Source organism: Thermus thalpophilus (genome assembly GCF_022760915.1).
GTDB classification, from domain to species: Bacteria; Deinococcota; Deinococci; order Deinococcales; family Thermaceae; genus Thermus; species Thermus thalpophilus.
Genome location: NZ_JAKTNS010000084.1, coordinates 1 through 1,314, shown reverse-complemented (window position 1 = coordinate 1,314; position 1,314 = coordinate 1). Strand labels below are relative to the sequence as shown.

At 66.7% G+C, this 1,314-nt stretch carries 1 protein-coding gene; it reads right to left on the bottom strand.

What is annotated here, in order from left to right:
• Nucleotides 1-7: 7 nt before the first annotated feature.
• On the bottom strand, nucleotides 8-1,132 hold the full coding sequence (locus L0D17_RS13085; protein WP_008632315.1) for a transposase: 1,125 nt from the start codon (nucleotides 1,130-1,132) through the stop codon (nucleotides 8-10).
• Nucleotides 1,133-1,314: the final 182 nt, after the last annotated feature.

Sequence of the window (1,314 nt, the reverse complement as noted above, 5' to 3'; positions counted from 1 at the left end):
CAGGGCTTTACCCAAAACTCCTTCCTCGCCCTCCCTTAGCCTGCTTCAAGAGTTCTTGGGTGACTTCATAGTTGAGCAGGCGAACCAGGCCCCTCAGGAGCAGGTACGGACCATCCCTCTCGCTGGGCAGCCCCAGCTTGCCCCCGAGCTGCAAAAGAAACCCCTTGAACGGATCCCCCAACCGCTCAACTTCCCAAAGGAACACCGCCAGCCCCAGCAAAACCGCCACCACCTTCCGGATCCGGGCAAGCCCCCGCACCTGGAAGGTCTCAAGCCCCAGCCCCGTCTTCAAAAGCCGGAAGAACCGCTCCACCTCCCACCGCCTGCGGTACGCCTCCACCACCTGCGCCGCCTCCTCCCTCCCCCTCACCGGCAAGCTGGTCAGTAGCCACCACTCCCCACGCCGCCCCAGGGCTGGCACCCGGCAGACCACCAGGTGGAGCCGCCTCCCCTCCACCTCCACCTCCCTCCATCCGAAGTGGAGCCGCACCCGCTGGTACCTGCCCCCTACCCTCAGCTCCACCTCCTCCCCACAGGGAAGGGCCAGGGAAGAAGCCACCTTCGCCAGAGAACCCCCCTCCCCAAGCTTCCGGTCCCGGTAGACCCGCACCACGAACTCCTCCCCCAGGGCCAGCACCTGCCCAAACACCTTCCGGTCGTCAAACCCCCGGTCCGCCACATACACCAGCCTCCTGCCCACGCCCCCCAATCGCTCCCGGGCCGCCTCAATGGCTCCCTCCACCTCCTTGGGCAGGCTGGCAAACCCCCTCTCCCCGTAGGCCACCAGGTGGGCGTACCCCAGGGCCAGCCGCCCCGCGGGGTCCAACCCCAGGGCGGTGAGGAGCTCGTACCCGGGCCGCCTATCCTTCCCCACCCGGGCTATCCCCTCCAGGGCCCGGGCATAGGGCTTGGCCACCGGGCTCAGGTCCAGGAGGACCAGAACCTCCTCACCCTCCAGGGCAGTCGCGCTCTCCTGATAGACCCGGTCAAGGAGGGCTTCTGCCTCCACCCGTGGGTTGGACAGGAAGCGGTAAAGGGCTTTGGCCTGGTGGAAGCGGTTCTGGAGGGGAGAAGGGAGCGAGGCCACCATCTCGCTCACCCGGGCTGAGCCTGCGGCCAAGGCGCCCCGCACCACCTCTTCAAACCGTCGGTGGAGGCGCTTATCGGGGGAAAACGCTCGCAAAACGGCCCGTGAACTCCTGGAGCCTGGCCTCGGCCACCTTGAGCATGTCCATGGATCACCCCCGGTACCAGATACGGGCTGCGCCCGCAAGGGGAGATTTACCACGAAACGGAGATGTGGGTAAAGTCCTG